Origin of the sequence: Burkholderia sp. LMG 13014, from assembly GCF_905232215.1 — a bacterium.
Classification (GTDB): Bacteria; Pseudomonadota; Gammaproteobacteria; order Burkholderiales; family Burkholderiaceae; genus Burkholderia.
The window spans coordinates 1-3,929 of record NZ_CAJNKE010000546.1 but is presented as its reverse complement, the minus strand read 5'-3'; the positions used below and the strand labels follow the sequence as shown (position 1 = coordinate 3,929).

The window sequence follows — 3,929 nt, the reverse complement described above, 5'->3', positions numbered from 1 at the left end:
GATTCGTATGCGGCCAGCGTGTGCAGCACATGCGCACCTGTAACCGGCATGCCGTCGGTCAGGAACGCAACATCGATGTCTTCGGATGTCAGGTCGACATGCGCATCGGTCAGCGTCACGGTCGGCCGCACGTCAGGAAACCGGTTCACAAAGCGATCGAGCAACGCGCTCAACTGGCTGAGCCCGAACGCGACCGGCGCGGCGATGCGCAATGCGCCTTCAGGCTTGCTGCCCATCGCCACGAAACGGCCGTCGATGTCGTCGATCGCATCGAGAATCCGCTTGACGCGCGCGAGGTACAGCTCGCCGATTTCCGTCAGCGACTGGTGGCAGGTGCTGCGTTGAAGCAGGCGTGCACCAAGGCGCGTCTCGAGCGCATCGACCAGCCGGCTCACCATCGTCGTCGACACGCGCAGCCGGGTTGCCGCCCGGCGAAACCCACCTTCCCTTGCCACCGTCACGAATGCCCGAATCGATTGAAGTTGGTCCATTTATCCGGATTCCCCTGCGCGGTCGACTGGACGGAGCGCACCGGAAAGCCGTCGCTGCCCCAATGCGCATTGGGGTTACCGTGAATTCCAAGGACTCTTTTCATTTCAAGTGTGAAGTTGGGTGAACTGTGAGCGCATGCATTAATCGTAGCGACAGACCCAATCTGGAAAAAGATGCCAAAATACCCTCCAGAATCCCATTTATAGGACAATGACGGTATGGAAGATCTCAGCGACCTCGCGTATTTCGTCCAGGCTGCCGAGCATGGCGGCTTCGCCGCCGCCGAGCGCGCCACCGGAATCCCCAAGTCCAAGCTCAGCCGCCGAGTCGCCGAGCTGGAGGCTAGAATGGGGATACGGCTGATCCAGCGCAGCACACGGCGATTCGCCGTGACCGAGATCGGGCAGCGCACCCTGCAACATGCGCGCGCCATGCTGGCCGAAGCCGAGGCTGCTCTGGCCCTTTCCGCTGAGTACACCGCCGCGCCGCGCGGCCCTGTCCGCCTTTCATGCCCGCCTGCATTGCTGCAAAACGCTGTGGCTGACATGCTGGCGAAATTCCTGTGCACCTGGCCCGATGTCGTGGTTCGCGTCGAATCGACCAATCGCAAGGTCGATCTTTGGCACGACGGTGTCGATGTGGCGCTGCGCGTCCGATTTGCCGCGCCAGACGGCACCATGCGAACCACGCATGCCGACGAAATCGTCAAGCCGCTGGCGCGCAGCTCACACGTGCTAGTGGCCGCGCCCGAGCTGATGACCAGCGTCGCTCCACCCACAATCCCGGCAGACCTGGAACGTCTACCCACGCTGGGCTTGGGCAATTCGACGGACGAAAGCTATTGGACGCTGATAGGCCCGGCTGGCGAGCACGCCGAAGTGCAGCACACGCCCCGCCTGGTGGCCAACGACGTCGGCTCGCTATTGTCTGCGGCGCTGGCGGGCGTCGGTTGCGCGTCACTGCCGCGCGAGCTGGTGCATTCGGCGCTAATCGATCGCCAACTGGTCGAAGTGCTGCCCGGTTGGGCACCCCCTGCAGGCATCGTGCAAGCCGCATTCGCTTCGCGCCAAGGTATGCGGCCAGCGGTGCGCGAGATGCTGGATTTCCTGGCAAAGGAATTCGAACGGTTGGCAAGCGAAGGACGTTACCTGCCGATCGAGTGAAGTCTCCTTCTCCTGTCGAGCCCGACGGTGGAACGCCTGAAAGCCCGGCAACTGCCGGAGTCTATTGGCATGCTTCCGGCCGTTCGATTCCAGCATGCACCGCGTGCCTTCCAACTCCTTTTGCAACCGTCGGTCCAAGCAATGTTGTTCCCGCCCATCAACTATCGGACAGAGGCCGGCGAGCGCGCAGAAACGCAATAGTTTGCTGACGGTGAGTAGAGAATTATTCCTTCGTGGTGCCGGCTCCGAGAGGGGCGACTGGTGCCGCAAGTCTCGGCATCCTCAACGAAGCGCGGCCAAGATGGCATAAACCGACGGCCGCATTGTCTGACCGCGAAAATTGTTACCCGAAAAGCGGTTGACGAGGAGGTGGCGTTACTCGACGAGTCAGCGAACAACGCCAAGACAACCGTCAATGCACCGGCCTGTCACGCTTCGCCGTTTCTGCAAGCCGAAGCGGCCGGCAAGGGCGCCGCCGGCCGGGATTCGGTGTCGGAGCCAGTTGGCAGCCATGCAATCAAGCACCGCATCGGTCGGCGAGCACGACGACGGGCGAACAGACGCGAACGCGCCGACGAGCCCGAATGAGGATGAAGAGGACGAGGGGGATGGCTTACTCACCCGCATGACGCATCCCCACCGGCGCCAGGTAGCGGCGCCGGTGCGTGCGAGACGGGCTACACGGTCACGCGTGCCGGCCGAAGTTGAACTGAACACGGCCGTCGCGAATCGGCAGGATGTCGGCCCGATCATCGCCGACTTCGGCGTCGAGGCTCGCCGACAGCTTCGCGTTCATCGCGAGCAGCAGCTCGCCGTTCGCCTTCGGCGCGAGTGCGAGGTTGTGCTGCTCATGCGGATCGTCGTGCAGATCGAAAAGTTCGACATCATTGTTCACGAACAGCGTCTCGAGCGAATCCGGCCGGTTGAAATTCGTCGCCGAGAAATACCGCGAGAAGCGATAACGACCGTCGTACACGCTGCGAATCATGCCACGATGCCGGTAATCGGGCTGATACTGTGCGACGCGCCGCTGCAACTCGTCGGGTGGCAAGCCTCTGTCGCGCAGCACGCCGACCTCCTGCGCGAGCCATTCGCTGTCGTAGAACAGCAGCATCGCGTAATTGAACAGCGCCGCCGATCGCACCGCGTCCGGCGCATGGCGCTCGGGCTCCCGCAGCAGCGGCGCGAGGTTGTTGCCGCGCACCGCGCTGCCGGCGATCTTCGCGATAGCGGCCGCGTCGAGCCCGGTCAGGCCGAGCAGCGTCGGCGTCACGTCGATATGCGACGTCAGCGCCTGGCAGCGCTTGCCGCCCGGATAGGCCGGATGACGAATCACCAGCGGCACGTTGTTCTGTTCGCGATACGCGGTCGGCCCCTTGCCGACCAGCTTGTGCGCGCCGACGTGATCGCCGTGATCCGAGCTCATCACGACGATCGTGTTCTGGTCGAGCCCGAGCTCGCGAAGCGCGTCGAGGATGCGGACCACGTGCGTGTCGCAATCGCGGATGCAATTGAAATAGTAGTCCTGGTAGACCTTCAGCCGTGTCGCGTCGAGCGCGTAATCGCCGACCAGCACGCCTTCCGCGCTGTTGTACACCCCGTGCGCGGCCGGGCGGCCCGGCGCGTCGTACGGCTGGCCGTGCGTCGGTGCAAGCGGGACGTTCCAGTGCGCGTCGTAGATCGCGTCGCGCGGCGCGCGCGCATTGCCGAGCATCGGCCGTTTCACGTTCTGCTGGTTGCCGCCCGGCGGATCGGTGTTCAGAAACATCGCATCGTGCGGATTGACGAGGTTGACCGCCAGGAACCACGGCTTGTGCTCGCCGTCGAGCTGTTCGGCGCGGCTGCGCAACCACGACACCGTGGACGCGGCCGTCATTCCGTCATACGTGTAGCCGCCGCGCACGAGCCCGATCAGGTCGCCCACGCCGACATAGTCGTCGAAGCCGTACGACTTCATCACGCTGTTGTACTCGGCGACCGGCACGTCGTACGGCGAGTGGTTGTGGTGGAATTTGTTCGACAGGTGCCACTTGCCGAGATAGGTCGCGTGGTAGCCGGCGTCCTTCATCATGTGGCCGATCGTGCGGATGTCGGTCGACATATCGGCCTGCCACGGAATCCCGCAGTTGTCGAACATTCGCGTGTGCTGGATGTGCTGCCCCGTATAGATCGTCGAACGCGACGGCGTACACACGCATGCGGCGATCTGGTGATTGTCGAACGTGATGCCTTCGCGGCGCAGGCGTTCGCGGCCCGGCACCGGAAACGGCCACC

3 protein-coding genes are annotated in these 3,929 nt (G+C 63.6%); 1 reads left to right on the top strand and 2 read right to left on the bottom strand.

Annotation, left to right across the window (positions count from 1 at the left end; all coding sequences use genetic code 11):
• The coding region (locus JYJ84_RS30545) for a LysR family transcriptional regulator (RefSeq protein WP_205189882.1) at positions 1–491 on the bottom strand (491 nt) is incomplete at its 3' end.
• Between the two features lie 219 nt (positions 492–710).
• Here JYJ84_RS30545 and JYJ84_RS30540 point away from each other — a divergent pair.
• Positions 711–1,655: a LysR substrate-binding domain-containing protein gene (locus tag JYJ84_RS30540; protein WP_175223529.1), complete on the top strand. Its 945-nt coding sequence runs from the start codon at positions 711–713 to the stop codon at positions 1,653–1,655.
• A 685-nt stretch (positions 1,656–2,340) separates the two neighbouring features.
• Here the strand turns inward: JYJ84_RS30540 and JYJ84_RS30535 are convergent.
• Positions 2,341–3,929: sulfatase-like hydrolase/transferase (locus JYJ84_RS30535; RefSeq protein WP_205189881.1), on the bottom strand; the 1,589-nt coding region annotated here is incomplete at its 5' end.